The following is a 13,495-nucleotide window of genomic DNA, read 5'->3' as shown; positions in this document are numbered from 1 at the left end:
CGGCAACGGACATTCAGGACAGGTAACGGCTTACGCATCGGCGCTGGTCCGGGGCGGTGCGATAGATCGCGAAACGGCTGTTCGATCGTGATCCGGAGGTGGCTGGGCAACCTCGGCCAGCCCCGGATGGGAATGGCGTCGGTGGGGTGTGGCCACCGGTTTTCGGGGCGTTGCAATCGACTGAGCGGGACCGGAGCCGATTCCGCACAGTTCGGCTGGCGGATCCGCCGGGCCGCGAATCTGTCGGTGCCTGGGCCTAGGCTGGGGACCATGGCATTCGCAACCGAAATCCCGGCGGAAGGCTACGAGGACCGGGGCACTCCGCTGGCACATTCGGAGTTCCGGCCGGTCGGGGAGATCGAGCGGGCCGATGGGCAGTTCCAGGTCGTCAGCGAGCATCGGCCCGCGGGCGATCAGCCCACGGCCATCGTTGAACTCGAGCGCCGCATCAAGGCGGGCGAGCGCGATGTGGTGCTGCTCGGCGCGACCGGTACCGGTAAGTCGGCGACCACCGCATGGCTCATCGAGCGGTTGCAGCGGCCGACGCTGGTGATGGCGCCGAACAAGACCCTCGCCGCGCAGCTGGCCAATGAGTTGCGAGAGATGTTGCCCAACAATGCCGTCGAGTACTTCGTCTCGTACTACGACTACTACCAACCCGAGGCCTACATCGCGCAGACCGATACCTATATCGAGAAGGACAGCTCGATCAACGACGATGTCGAGCGGCTGCGGCATTCGGCCACCTCGAGTCTGCTCTCGCGTCGCGACGTCGTCGTGGTCGCGTCGGTGTCGTGCATCTACGGCCTCGGCACGCCGCAGTCGTATCTGGACCGGTCGGTGCAATTGGAGGTCGGCACCGAGATCGATCGGGACGCGTTCCTGCGGCTGCTCGTCGACGTGCAGTACACCCGCAATGACATGTCCTTCACCCGCGGTTCGTTCCGGGTGCGCGGCGATACCGTCGAGATCATCCCGTCCTATGAGGAACTCGCGGTCCGCATCGAATTCTTCGGTGACGAGATCGAGGCGCTGTACTACCTGCATCCGCTCACCGGCGATGTGGTGCGGCAGGTCGATACCGTGCGGATCTTCCCGGCGACGCACTATGTGGCGGGTCCGGACCGAATGGAACGCGCCGTGCGCGACATCGAGACCGAACTCGAGCAGCGGCTGGCGGAGCTGGAGCGCCAGGGCAAGCTGTTGGAGGCGCAGCGATTGCGGATGCGCACGCAGTACGACCTGGAGATGATCCGGCAGGTCGGGTTCTGCTCGGGCATCGAGAACTACTCGCGTCATATCGACGGGCGTCCGGCGGGTTCCGCGCCGGCGACATTGCTGGACTATTTCCCGGAGGACTTCCTGCTCGTCATCGACGAGTCGCATGTCACCGTCCCGCAGATCGGCGGCATGTACGAGGGCGATATGTCGCGTAAGCGCAATCTGGTCGAGTACGGGTTCCGGCTGCCATCGGCCATCGACAATCGGCCGCTCACCTGGGAGGAGTTCGCGGAGCGGATCGGGCAGGCGGTCTATCTGTCGGCCACACCGGGTCCGTACGAGCTCGGCCAGGCCGGTGGTGAGGTCGTCGAGCAGGTGATCCGGCCGACGGGTCTGGTCGATCCGCAGGTGGTGGTCAAGCCGACCAAGGGGCAGATCGATGATCTGGTGCACGAGATCCGGCTGCGGACCGAACGTGACGAGCGGGTGCTCGTCACCACGCTGACCAAGAAGATGGCCGAGGACCTCACCGATTATCTACTCGGCCTCGGCGTCCGGGTGCGGTATCTGCACTCGGAGATCGATACGCTGCGCCGGGTCGAGCTGCTGCGGCAGTTGCGGCTCGGTGAGTACGACGTGCTCGTCGGCATCAACCTGCTCCGTGAGGGCCTCGACCTGCCCGAGGTGTCATTGGTCGCGATCCTGGACGCGGATAAGGAGGGCTTCCTGCGCAGCAGTACCAGCCTCATCCAGACCATCGGCCGCGCGGCGCGCAATGTCTCCGGTGAAGTGCACATGTACGCGGACAAGGTCACCGACTCGATGCGTCACGCCATCGACGAGACCGAACGCCGTCGGGCCAAGCAGGTCGCCTACAACGAGTCCATGGGCATCGACCCGCAGCCGCTGCGCAAGAAGATCGCCGACATTCTGGATCAGGTGTATCAGGAGGCCGACGACAGCGAGGTGGCCGTCGGCGGATCGGGCCGCAATGTCAGCCGCGGCCGCCGCGCCCAAGGCGAGCCGGGCCGGGCGGTGAGCGCGGGGGTGTTCGAGGGGCGCGATGTCAAGTCGATGCCGCGGGCCGAATTGGCCGATCTGGTCAAGGAACTCACGGCGCAGATGATGAATGCGGCGCGGGAACTGCAGTTCGAGTTGGCCGGGCGGCTGCGCGATGAGATCGCGGATCTGAAGAAGGAGCTGCGCGGAATGGATGCCGCGGGGTTGAGTTGAGCGGCGGCGTCTTTCGACGCCGCCTGGCTCGGGGTTGCTCAGCTCTGGGTGGCCAACCACTCGTTGACGCGGCGCTCGGCCTCTGCACGAGAGACGTTCTCGACCTTGGTCAGCACCGCCCAGCGGTGACCGAAGGGGTCGATCACCACGCCGAAGCGGTCGCCGGTGACGAAGGTCTGCGGCTCCTCCGCACTGCGGGCGCCGTTGTCGATGGCGCGCTTGATGACCGCGTCGACATCGGGGCAGTAGTGCACGATCGAGGTGTGCACCCATTCGCCATTGGGGGCCAGGACATTGTTGTCCGGAATAGGCATACCCAGTTGCAGGGTCGAGTCGCCGATCTTCAGTTCGGCGTGCGCGGGCTGACCGTCGGGAAGATCGTTGCGGCTGATCACCTCGGCCTCGAAGACGTTGGAGTAGAACTCGATTGCCTTGTTTCCGTCGGGAACCGCCAGGAAGCAGGTGATGGAGTGATAGCCATCGGCAATGGGATTCACGGTCTCGGTATTCACGGTTTCGCTCATGCCGATAAGCCTGGTCTATCGCGACCGCATGGTCTTGTAAGAAAGCGACAGCCGTGACCGGGACCTATGACGAGCCGGTTCCGGTGCCCGCGCCCGACAGTGTGAAGGGCATTCTGCATCCGGACGAACAAGCCAGGCATCGATCGCTGGCGCGCCTGTCCGCCGGGCCCGAGGTCGGCCGATTCGTCGAGTGGTATTGGTCGGTGCGCTGGGATCTGACCGGCAGGCCGCCGTATTACGCCGAGGTGCTGCCGTTTCCGTGCGTGAACGTCACCTTCGAACGCACCGAAACTCGAACCGGCGGTTTCGTCAACGGCGTCTGCACGACGAAGTACGTCCGCGAGCTCAGCGGTGTGGGGGAGACCTTCGGCGCACGGTTCCGCGCGGGTGGTTTCGGCGCGTTCACCGGCCTGGATGTCGGTGCCTTCCGGGACACCGCGGTGCCGCTCACCGAGGTGCTGCCCGATGCCGAGGACCTGGCCGACCGCGTGCTCGCCGAACCTTCGGATACCCAGCGCCGCACCATCATCGAGGATTTTCTGATCGGCCGACAGGCCGCGGCGGATCCCAACTATCGGCTGGTGCTGCGCATCGTCGCGGCGATGGAACACGATCTAGAACTGACCCGGGTCGATCAGGTCACCGACCGGTTCGATATCCCGATCCGCACATTGCAGCGAATGTTCCGGCGGTATATCGGGGCCGGACCGAAATGGGTGTTGCGCCGATATCGGCTGCAGGACGGCGCCGATCTGCTGGCGCGCGGTCGCACTCGAGATCTGGCCGCGCTGGCCACCGAGTTGGGCTATTTCGATCAGGCACATTTCTCGCGGGAGTTCACCGCCGAGGTCGGAATGGCTCCGCTGGAATATGCCAAGAATTCGCTACGCTCCCGTAATGAGGTGACTTCGAAGGTCATTCCGACCAGAATGTAGTGGCGAGACCGATCGCGTTCGACCAGTCGAATGCGGAGTCGGGAATCGGCCTTCGCATCAGCGAATGAGGAGTTGGCCATGGATGTCTTGGTCTTGATCGGGCGGGTGCTCTTCTCGGTGTTGTTCCTGAGTTCGGCGGCAGGGCATTTCACACAGACGGAGGCGATGACGGACTACGCCAAGAACCGGGGTCTGCCGCTGCCGCGGATCTCGGTACTGGCCGCGGGCGTGGTGTTCGCGCTCGGTGGCCTCAGTGTGCTGCTCGGCGTATGGGCCGACCTGGGGTCGCTGCTGCTGGCGGTCACGCTGCTTTCGACGACATTGCTGATGCACCAGTTCTGGAAGGAGTCCGATCCGCAGGCGAAACAGGGCGAGATGATCCATTTCAATAAGGATCTCGCCCTCACCGGCGCTTCGCTGATGCTGTTCGCATTCTTCGCACATGTCGACGAACTCGGATTGACCATCACCGGCCCGCTTTTCACCTGTCTGTAGATTCGGCGCGGCCGGATTGGTGTCGAGCACGCCGATATTGTGCGCTCGATCGGCTCGATCGCATTTATCGTGCGAACCGAGCCCAGCGCGGTAACTGTGCAACCGGATGGACGGTGTGTGGCCGGATGAGTGCGTTCCGCACTGTCCCGGTCGGGCCCATGTTCCCGCCGGATAGCGGCCATGTCCGGGATATGTGATGAATATCCCAGGGGCACAAGAACGTTCGCTGCGCGTTGTGATGGATCACAGCTCGCGGACCCAGAAATTAGATCCGCCCAGGTCGCAAAGGCCCCCCGGCATTCGCTGGGAGAACCTGTGTCGGTAAACCCGGAACATCCCGGAGTGTGATGTGTTGCGATTTCTGCTATATCCGGCCGATTTGCCGCTATGGTCGACCCCAGTCGCCGCGCTGGTGCCACGACTCCAGAGTGGCACCGTGGCAGGCACCCGACACCACAGTTGGAGGAAAGATGACCGCCTACCGGACCATTGTCGTCGGTACCGATGGCTCGGACTCGTCGTACGTCGCCGTCGATAAGGCCGCAGCGCTGGCCGGGGCCGCGGGTGCGACCCTGGTCGTGGCCTGCGCCTACTACCCGACCGATGATCGCGACGTCGCCGCGGCCGCCGATGTGCTCAAGGATGAGGCCTACCAGGTGCGCGGCTCCGCGCCCACCAACGAGATCCTGCGCACCGCCCGGGACCGGGCGGTCTCGGCGGGGGCCGAGGAGATCGTCGAGCGAGCGATCGTCGGAGAGCCCGTCGAGTCGCTGCTCGGGCTCGTCAAGGAGGTCGAGGCCGATCTGCTGGTCGTCGGTAACCGGGGCCTGAACACCCTGGCCGGACGGCTGCTGGGCTCGGTGCCCTCGGATGTGGCCCGCAAGTCGCGTTCGGATGTGCTGATCGTGCACACCGTCAGGTAAGTCAGACCTGCTACGACAGCCGCACATCCCCGAGTGGTCGGGAATGTGCGGCTGTTGTTTTCGCGGTCGGGAACTCAGTCCAGTGCGCCGAGCACCGGCGGCAGCTCCGCGGTGTGCACCACGGTGAGTCGCTGCGTCGCTCGAGTCAGTGCCACGTAGAGGTCGTTGAGCCCGCGCGGTGATTCGTCGAGAATGCCGTGGGGTTCGACCAGATAGACCGCGTCGAATTCCAAACCCTTGACCTCGTGCACCGTCAGCACCCGGACGGATTCGGCGGCCAGCTCGGTGAAATCCGCGACCAGCGCGTGCGGTGTGATGACCGCGGTGGTGCCGGGTCCGGTCTCGGCCGCGACCAAATCCGCTACCGTGCTTCGCAATTCGCTCGGTTCGACGCCGTGTGCGCGCGGTTTCACACCTGTCTCGCGCACCGACCGCGGCACCGCCGCGATCGGATCGATCGCGGCGAGCACATCGGCGGCGACCGCCATGATCTCCGCGGGGGTGCGGTAGTTCACGGTCAACTCGGTGCGCTTCCACCGCTGTGCCACATAGGGTTCCAGCATTGCCTGCCAGGACGACGCGCCCGCCGGATCGCCGGTCTGGGCGACATCGCCGACCACAGTGACCCACCGGTTCGGAATCCGGCGCATCACCATCCGCCATGCCATCTCCGAAAGCTCTTGCGCCTCATCGACGATCACGTGACCGTAGGTCCAATTGCGATCGCCCGCAGCGCGTTCCGCGGTGGTCTGCCGGCTGCGCACATCCTGACGTTCGGCCAGCTGGCTGGCATCGATCAGGTCGTAGGCCATCAAGATCTCCGGATCGAGTTCGTCCTCGAGATCCTGTGGGGCCGAACCGGTCAGGATGTCGAGCGCATCCTGGGCCTCGGCCAGCCGCGCCCGCCAGCGGCGGCGGGCGCGTTCGCGTTCCTCGGTGTCGTCGATGCCGAGCAGTTCGGCGAGCTCGTCGAGCAGCGGTGCGTCGGGTGCGCTGAATTCACCGTTGTCCGAGCGCTCCAGCTCGGCCCGGTCCGTCGGATCCAGACTGCTCGCGGCGCGGTCGAGTCGCTTCGGATCGGCCAGCAGATCGGCGAGCACGTCCTGCGGTGACAGGATCGGCCACAGTTTGCCGATGGTCGTCTGGATCTCCGGGTCGGCACGCATTTCGTCCCGGATCTCGGCGAGATCGGTTCGGCTGAGCAGACTTTGGCCCCCGGATAGATCCGCGCCCATGGTCTGGGCCAGCTGTTCGGTGAGCGCGTCGATGACCGAGGAGGCGAAGATCGGGCGGGCCAGATTGTGCGGGCGCCGCGATGAGCGCGCCCGGCCGCGGGCCTTGGTGACGATCTTGCGGTCGAGGGTCACCGGATAGCCGTCGAAGCTCAGCCGGATCGGGTCGGCGGGCACCTCCTGACGGTCGCGCACCGCCTGTTTGAGCACCTCCAGCATGGCCAGCGAGCCCTTGATCTCCCCGGCGCGCAGCGAATCCTCGCGGGTCGCCTTAACTCCCGGATACAGATCGCCGATGGTGGACAGCAACACACCGGTCTCACCGAGAGAGGGCAGCACCTGGCCGATGTAGTCGAGGAAGGTGGCGTTCGGACCGATGATGAGCACGCCGCTCTTGGCCAGTTGCTGGCGGTAGGTGTAGAGCAGGTAGGCCGCGCGGTGCAGCGCGACGGCGGTCTTGCCGGTGCCGGGACCGCCCTGAACCACCAGCACGCTCTTGTGCTCGGAGCGAATGATCGCGTCCTGCTCGCTCTGGATGGTCTCGACAATGTCGTTCATATGGCCGGTGCGGGCGGCATTGAGCGCCGAGAGCAGCGCGCTCTCGCTGCCGACCCCGCCCTCGCCATCGGCCACTCCCGCAGTGCGGGCGGCCTCGAGGTCCAGGTATTCGTCGTTGATGGCCGTGACCCGCCGATTGCGGGATCGGATATGCCGACGCCGGATCACCCCGTCCGGGGCGGCGGTCGTCGCAAGATAGAACGGACGGGCAAGGGGCGCACGCCAATCCAGCAGCAGCGTCTCGTAATCGTCCTTCTCGTCGAGGATGCCGAGGCGGCCGATATAGCGGTACTCGGCATCGGAGTCGCCGTCGAGGTCGATGCGGCCGAAACACAGGCCGTGTTCGGCGGCATCGTATTTGGCCAGATCCTCGGAGTAGAGCTGGCTGAACGATTCGCGTTCGGTGCGAGCCTGCGGGGTGCCACCGGTTTCCAGCAGGACGGTGCGCAGCCGATTCGTGGCGTATTCGCGCATACCGTCGAGTCGTTCATAGAGCACCGACAGGTATGTCTGCTCCTGGTCGATCTCGCGGTTCCGCTCGGGTGCGCCGTCGGGTACGGCACGGTCCTGAGTGAGACGGTCGGGCAAACTGAACTCCTTGTCACCGCGATGAGCCGGGTGCACACGCAGACTACGTTGCCCGCGAACGCTCGGAAAACAGAGTTGTCGAGTCTACTGCTGGTTCGGCGTGCTCGCTGTAACCGCAGGTAGAGGGTCCGTGAGTGGGTTGTCGTGGACCGGGGTGAAGTGTTGGACGACGGGAAACGGATCGTAGAAGTGGTGCAGCAACTGCTTCCAGCGCTGGTATCCAGCGGACCCGCGGAAGCCATCGACATGATCGGCCAGTCGCTCCCATCCCACCAGCAGTAGATAGGTGTCGGGCGCCTCGACGCACCGCGACAGCGATAGCGACCGGAAGCCCGGCATACTCGCGATGATCGGCCTGGCCTCGGCGAATGCCGCCTCGAAGGCCGCCGACTGTTCAGGGCGCACGGGGAGCAGGGCGTGTTCGATGATCATGCAAAACCTTCAGGAAGCGTGGGTGTTATTGGGTCTGCGGCCCAGTGGATCGGTGCCTTCCCGGCGTCCGGTCGGCTTGGCCCGGTACATCGCCAGATCGGCGTCGTGCAGAACCGCCTCGGGTGTGCGGTTATCGCCCTCTTCGAGTTCGGTGACGCCGATCGAGGCGTTCACCTCGATCCGGTGCCCGCGGGCGATGATCGGTTCGGCCATGGTCGAGCGCAGGCGACGCACCAGGGAATCGATATCGACGCGCCGGGTCCGTCCGGCGAGCAGCACCAGGAACTCATCGCCGCCGAGCCGTCCGACCAGATCGGTGCCGCGCAACGCCCGCTGCAGCCGCTGCGCCACGATCTGCAATACGGTGTCGCCGATGGCGTGGCCGAGGGTGTCGTTGATCGCCTTGAAACCGTCCAGGTCGATGAAGAGCACCGTCGATACCGGCAGATCCTCGCTGGTGGCCAGCGCATTGGCGAGCTGGGACAGGATCAGCGAGCGGTTGGCCAGTCCGGTCAGCGAGTCGTGGGTGGCCTGGTACTCCAGTTGCCTTCGGCTGGCCCGGAATTCGGTGATATCGGCGAATGACGACACCGCCGGCGAATCCGGGTCGCCCGGATTGAGCAGGCGTGAGCTGCCCGAGAGCCAGCGGCGCTGCCCGTCGTGGCGGTCGACGCCGAAGATATAGCCGGTGATCGTCTCGCCGGTCGCCAGGGTCCGCGCGACGGGATGCCTGCTCGGCGGCAGTGGCTGGGCATTGGCGTCCAGCAGCACCATCGGCAGCTCGTCGATGGTGGCGCCGACGAGTTCGCGGCGGTCGTCGGTGCCGAAGATGCGCACGGCTGCGGGATTGGCCGATTCGATGCGGCCGTTGCGATCGATCACCACCACCCCCTCCTCCAACTGCGAGACGACGGTGGTGAAGTGCTGTTCGGCCCGGCGCTGGGCGGCCTCGGCGGCGCGCTGCGCGGTGAGATCGTGGATGACCACCTGATAGGCCAGATGGTCGTGCCATGCGGTGAGTACCGACACCGACTCGACCGGGACGGTCTCGCCGTCGATACGGACCAGCTCCATTTCGGTGGGCTCGGTCGCGGCGCCAGCGGTGGTCAGGCCGCTGGTGCGGTCCAGCATGCCGGGCACCGAATCGGGATGGACGAAACGGGTCAGCGGCTGGCCGATCACCTGGTCGGCGCTCTCGGCCGCCAGCATGCGCACGGTGGCTTGGTTGGCGTAGACGACGGTGCCGCGCTCGTGCACCACGATCCCGTCCGGGGTGTGTTCGACCAGGGATCGGTAGCGCTGCGCGAGCTGCTCGGCCTCGATACCGACGTCGGCCGCCTTGTCCTGATCCACTCGAACCCCCGATCGTCGACCCGGTTATGGCCATTGGAACATGGGATTATTCTGGTCTCGACGTCGCCAAGATCACATCGTCCACGCTATTGCTTCGATCACAGTTCGGGCACTTCATCGGGCGCTGTCCGATGATCATTACAAAGCCCGGATCTACGCACATTCCCGAGCCGAACGTCGGTCGGGTCGGGGAGGTCCGTGAGGGAACGATGCCAGGCCGGGTACCAACTCGACGCGCGAAGAGCACCATCACGATCATATGACGATCGTCGGAATCGGTGCCGTTACCGGGTACGGCCGGGGTCGGGAGACGCTGTGGCACGGGTTGCGCAGCGGTAAGTCGGCGGTCACGCTCCAGCCCGGCTACGGCACGGGCCGTGATGAGCATGCCTGGGTAGCGCTGATCCCCGATGGCGGCGATCCCCTGGTGAGCAGCAGCATCTACGGAGGCGCGCTGCAGGAGGCGGGTCGCGAGGCGATCGCCGACGCAAGTCCGCGCGCGGGTGGCGGCCGGGCGGCACCGTCGGCGTGCTGCACGCGACGGTGCTCGGCGACGTGGCCAACTCTGCTGGACGGTCCCACGCTATTCGGGGGCGGGATCACGGTGAAGCTGTCGCTCGGCGTGGGCGGGAACAATTCGATGGCGGTGCTCGGCTCCGTCGACTGAGCCGCGCCGATTGCTCACGGCAGGGGGACCGACCAGCACAACCTCGTCCCGGGCATGCCGTCCGGTTCGTGCATACCCGCCACCGCCGGGCCGATGGTGAAATGACCGTCCGATTTCTCGGCCCGCTGCTCCAAATTCCGCAATCCGCTGCGGATCACGTGATTCGGGATGCCCCAGCCGTCATCGGTGACGACGATGGTCAGGTCATCGGCCACGCTGATCTCCACCGTGACGGTCGCCGCACCGGAATGCCGCACCGCATTGCTCACCGCCTCGCGCACCACCGCCTCCGCGTGATCGGCCAGTTCGGCCTCTAGCACCGACAGCGGACCGGTCACCTGCACGGTGGCCCGCAGCGGCGCGTCGGCGGACTGCTGGCGCACCGCGTCCTCGATCCGCTGCTGTAGCCGGATGCTGCTGCCATTGCCGCCGTGCAGATCGAAGATGGAGGTGCGGATCTCCTGGACCACCTCCTGCAGATCACTGACGACCGTCGAAAGGTGTTGGCGCACTTCGGGAACCTCGGCTCGCGGCACCACGCCCTGCAATGTCAGTCCGATGGCGAACAGCCGCTGGATCACATGGTCGTGCAGGTCGCGGGCGATGCGGTCGCGGTCGGCGATGATATCGAGTTCGCGCATCCGGCGCTGGGTTTCGGCCAGCTGCATGGCGAGTGCGGCCTGATCGGTGAAGGCGTTGGTCAGCTCGACCAGTTCATCGGTGTAGGGCGGCGAGCCGATCGGACGCACGGTGACCAGGGTGCCGAGGGTGGCGTCGGGGGTGCACAGCGGCAGGATCAGCGCGGGCCCGACATCGTCGAGCGGCACGCCGAGATCGATCAGCGCGGCATCGTCGAAGCGCAGCGGTGTGCGGCGGGTGAATGCCTCGCCGAGTGCGGTGCCCTCGGCGTCCACGGTCAGCCCGTCGAATCCGCTGCCCGGACCGGACCACTGGGTAATGACCAGTTCGGATACCGCGGCGAGCTGCTCTTGTGGAGCCGCCGTGCTGGCGAGGAACGATTGGTGCGATCCGGTGAGGGTGCGCGCGTGATCGACCACATGCGCGAGCACCAGATCGGGTTCGCTGCCCGCGAGGAATTCGGTGGCGATATCGCGAGTGGCCTCGATCCAGGCCTGTCTGGTGCGCGCCGATTCATAGAGCCTGGCGTTGTCGACCGCGATACCGGCGGCGGCCGCAAGCGCCTGTACGAGTACATCGTCGTCCTCGGTGAAGGGCTGGCCATTGGCCTTCTCGGTCAGATAGAGGCTGCCGAACACCTCGTCGCGGATGCACACGGGTACCCCGAGGAAGGTGTGCATCGGCGGATGGTGCGCCGGAAAGCCGACCGATGCCGGATGTTTCGACAGTTCGTCCAGGCGTAGCGGTTTGGGTTGGGAGAACACCTCGCCGAGTACGCCGTGTCCGGCGGGCAGTCGGCCGATGGCCGCCCTGGTCTTATCGTCCATGCCCTCATCGAGGAACTGCGTGACCTGCTGTTCGTGGCCGCGCACGGCCAGCGCGCCGTAGCGGGCGTCGACCAGGCTGGTCGCGGTGTGCACGATGGCGCGCAGGGTTTCGTCGAGATCCAGGCCCGAGGTGACGGTCAGCATCGCCTCGACCAGGCCGTCCATCCGGTCGCGTGAATCGATGATCAGCTCGACGCGTTCCTTGACCTCGGACAGGAGCTCCCGGAGCCGCAGTTGCGAGAGCGTGTCGCGTACCGAATAGGGGCCGCTAACCAACTCGTCGGTCATATCGGCATCCTGTTCTGGTGTGCGCGAAACAGCGCGTAGGCCAGTCTAGTTGGCCGATCGGGGACTTTCGGCCCTGTTCGCGACGTCGTAGCGGTGATGGCATGGTCGGACCGGGAATAGAAAGTAGGTCTGTCCTATGAATTCGCCGTTGCGTTCGTCGGAGCTGTGGGCAACCGCCGCCGATCCCGAACTGGCCGTGACCACCCGGGGCGCGGTGCCGCCGGCGGATGTGACCAGGGCCGTGCGGGGGATCGGTCGGGTGCTGCGCCGGCATCACCTCGACGCGGCGGCGCGGGTGCGGGTGACCGCACCGGTGGATGCGGACGAACCGACGTTGGTACAGGCCAACATTCGCATTCACGACACCCCGACCCGGGTGCAGGTCACCGGGCCACGCGGCTTCGCGGTGACCTTCGCCGTGGAACGGCTGGACCGCCAGATCGCCCGGCTGGCGACCAAACAGTCACGCGAGTGGCCCGATCCGGCGCGCCCGCCCCTGGCCAGGGTCACCGAGCCGCGCCCGATCGCGCGGAGGAAGCACTGTGCGTTGCTGACAGGTACGCCCGCCGAGGCGACCGCGGTGCTGAATGCGATGGATTACGACGCCTACCTGTTCGTCGATGCCGAGACCGGCGAGGACGCTGTGGTGTCCTGGGCGGATTCACTGGGCATCCGGATGGCCAGGCAGCGCACCACCACCGCGCCGGAGGCCGCGGTGGACAGGCCGCTGACGACGAATTCGCTGTCGGTGCTCATGGATACGCAGCCCGCGCCGACGCTGATCGAGGAGGTGGCGGTGACCAGGCTATGCCGCAAGGGCCTGCCGTTCCTGTTCTTCACCGACGCCGATACCGGTCGCGGCAGGTTGCTGTATCGCCGCTACGACGGGGATCTCACGATCGTCGTTCCCGTCGGCTAACTCTCGCGCAGTTTGGAGGCCAGCACCGCGGCCTGGGTGCGTCGTTCCATACCGAGTTTGGCGAGCAAGCGGGATACGTAGTTTTTGACGGTCTTCTCCGCCAAGAACATTCGCGCCGCGATCTGCCGATTGGTCAATCCCTCGCCGAGCAATGCGAGCAGTCGGCGTTCTTGTTCGGTGAGTCCGGCGAGTGGTCCGTCATTTTCGGTGCTGCTGCGCAGCCGCGCTTTGAGCGCGCTTGCCGCGCGGTTATCCAAGAGCGAACGACCGGTGCCGACCTCCTTGATGGCCGCCGCCAATTCCATGCCCTTGATGTTCTTCACGACATAGCCGCTCGCGCCCGCCAGGATCGCGTCCAACATGGCGTGCTCATCGGTGTAGGACGTCAGAATGAGGCAATGCAAACCGTCGATTTCGGCGAGCAGATCGCGGCACAGTTCGATGCCGTTGCCGTCGGGTAATCGGACGTCCAGTACGGCGACATCGGGTTGCAGGGCGTGAATGCCCGTCATGGCGGTGGCGACGTCGCCCGCCTGGCCGATCACGGTGAGTTCCGGATCGCTCTCCAACAGGTCGACGAGGCCGCGTCGGACGATCTCGTGGTCGTCGACGAGGAACACTGTGATCACGCGACCTCCCATGCGCGGCAGGGGATCTCGCG

Annotated in this window: 12 protein-coding genes; 6 read left to right on the top strand and 6 right to left on the bottom strand. The window is 65.8% G+C overall.

Features of this window, described 5'->3' with window-relative positions; translation table 11 throughout:
* The first annotated feature begins 270 nt into the window (after positions 1-270).
* Positions 271-2,454, top strand: a complete 2,184-nt coding sequence (uvrB, locus tag ACQP0C_RS28590; protein ID WP_433724872.1) for an excinuclease ABC subunit UvrB — start codon at positions 271-273, stop codon at positions 2,452-2,454.
* A gap of 38 nt (positions 2,455-2,492) precedes the next feature.
* Here the strand turns inward: uvrB and ACQP0C_RS28585 are convergent, their stop codons facing one another.
* Positions 2,493-2,978 carry a VOC family protein gene (locus tag ACQP0C_RS28585; protein WP_433724870.1) on the bottom strand — a complete coding sequence of 162 codons (486 nt, stop codon included), beginning with the start codon at positions 2,976-2,978 and terminating at the stop codon, positions 2,493-2,495.
* A gap of 53 nt (positions 2,979-3,031) precedes the next feature.
* On the opposite strand from ACQP0C_RS28585, the gene ACQP0C_RS28580 reads away from it, so the two are divergent.
* The 3 genes from ACQP0C_RS28580 to ACQP0C_RS28570 all read left to right on the top strand — a co-directional run bounded on the left by ACQP0C_RS28580 (position 3,032) and on the right by ACQP0C_RS28570 (position 5,331).
* Entirely contained in the window at positions 3,032-3,913 is an 882-nt protein-coding gene (locus ACQP0C_RS28580) for an AraC family transcriptional regulator (RefSeq protein ID WP_433724868.1), read from the top strand.
* Positions 3,914-3,991: 78 nt separating this feature from the next.
* Positions 3,992-4,408 (top strand): DoxX family protein, encoded by a 417-nt coding sequence (locus ACQP0C_RS28575; protein WP_433724866.1) that lies wholly within the window; start codon positions 3,992-3,994, stop codon positions 4,406-4,408.
* Between the two features lie 470 nt (positions 4,409-4,878).
* A complete protein-coding gene (locus tag ACQP0C_RS28570) occupies positions 4,879-5,331 on the top strand; it encodes a universal stress protein (RefSeq protein WP_433724865.1) in 453 nt (150 codons plus the stop codon).
* 74 nt (positions 5,332-5,405) lie between these two features.
* On the opposite strand, the gene ACQP0C_RS28565 is transcribed toward ACQP0C_RS28570, so the two are convergent.
* The 3 genes from ACQP0C_RS28565 to ACQP0C_RS28555 form a co-directional block, all read right to left on the bottom strand.
* Complete coding sequence (locus ACQP0C_RS28565) at positions 5,406-7,709, bottom strand: HelD family protein (RefSeq protein WP_433724863.1); 2,304 nt, start codon at positions 7,707-7,709, stop codon at positions 5,406-5,408.
* 84 nt (positions 7,710-7,793) lie between these two features.
* Entirely contained in the window at positions 7,794-8,141 is a 348-nt protein-coding gene (locus ACQP0C_RS28560) for an antibiotic biosynthesis monooxygenase family protein (protein WP_433724861.1), read from the bottom strand.
* A gap of 9 nt (positions 8,142-8,150) precedes the next feature.
* Complete coding sequence (locus ACQP0C_RS28555; RefSeq protein ID WP_433724860.1) at positions 8,151-9,494, bottom strand: diguanylate cyclase domain-containing protein; 1,344 nt, start codon at positions 9,492-9,494, stop codon at positions 8,151-8,153.
* A gap of 259 nt (positions 9,495-9,753) precedes the next feature.
* On the opposite strand from ACQP0C_RS28555, the gene ACQP0C_RS28550 reads away from it, so the two are divergent.
* Positions 9,754-10,161: a hypothetical protein gene (locus tag ACQP0C_RS28550; protein WP_433724858.1), complete on the top strand. Its 408-nt coding sequence runs from the start codon at positions 9,754-9,756 to the stop codon at positions 10,159-10,161.
* 14 nt (positions 10,162-10,175) lie between these two features.
* Here ACQP0C_RS28550 and ACQP0C_RS28545 read toward each other — a convergent pair whose 3' ends face one another.
* Positions 10,176-11,915, bottom strand: a complete 1,740-nt coding sequence (locus tag ACQP0C_RS28545; RefSeq protein ID WP_433724857.1) for a GAF domain-containing sensor histidine kinase — start codon at positions 11,913-11,915, stop codon at positions 10,176-10,178.
* Positions 11,916-12,051: 136 nt separating this feature from the next.
* Between ACQP0C_RS28545 and ACQP0C_RS28540 the strand changes: the two genes are divergently transcribed.
* The gene (locus tag ACQP0C_RS28540) at positions 12,052-12,834 is read left to right on the top strand and encodes a sigma 54 modulation/S30EA ribosomal C-terminal domain-containing protein (protein ID WP_433724855.1); all 783 of its coding nucleotides are present in this window, start codon (positions 12,052-12,054) and stop codon (positions 12,832-12,834) included.
* On the opposite strand, the gene ACQP0C_RS28535 is transcribed toward ACQP0C_RS28540, so the two are convergent.
* The gene (locus ACQP0C_RS28535; protein ID WP_433724854.1) at positions 12,831-13,463 is read right to left on the bottom strand and encodes a response regulator; all 633 of its coding nucleotides are present in this window, start codon (positions 13,461-13,463) and stop codon (positions 12,831-12,833) included. The two genes, ACQP0C_RS28540 and ACQP0C_RS28535, sit on opposite strands and share 4 nt — an antisense overlap.
* Positions 13,464-13,495 lie beyond the last annotated feature (32 nt).

This window comes from Nocardia sp. CA-129566 (assembly GCF_050956075.1).
Classification (GTDB): domain Bacteria; phylum Actinomycetota; class Actinomycetes; order Mycobacteriales; family Mycobacteriaceae; genus Nocardia.
This window is presented reverse-complemented; position numbering and strand designations above follow the sequence as displayed.